This window comes from Pseudomonas sp. SIMBA_068 (genome assembly GCF_046534705.1).
GTDB lineage: Bacteria > Pseudomonadota > Gammaproteobacteria > Pseudomonadales > Pseudomonadaceae > Aquipseudomonas > Aquipseudomonas putida.
The window spans coordinates 1-248 of the sequence record NZ_JAWRYI010001246.1; the positions used below are offsets into that span (position 1 = coordinate 1).

A 248-nucleotide genomic window follows, 5' to 3' on the forward strand; every position below is an offset into this window, starting at 1 on the left:
TGGCAATGCTGAAGGTGGTCAGCGAGCCACGGGTCATCAGCATCTGTTTGCCAATATGCACCACCTCGATCAACTTGGTCGGGTTAGAGTCGAGATCGACCATATTGCCCGCCTCTTTCGCCGCCTGGGTGCCGGAGTTCATCGCCACCGCGACATCTGCCTGCGCCAGCGCCGGAGCATCGTTGGTGCCGTCGCCGGTCATCGCCACCAAACGGCCTTCCGCCTGATACTGACGAATCAATGCCAGC

At 60.5% G+C, this 248-nt stretch carries 1 protein-coding gene; it reads right to left on the reverse strand.

The window, feature by feature from the left end; translation table 11 throughout:
• Positions 1-248 (reverse strand): HAD-IC family P-type ATPase (locus tag SB756_RS33540; RefSeq protein ID WP_410913695.1); only part of this gene is annotated, 248 nt, incomplete at both ends.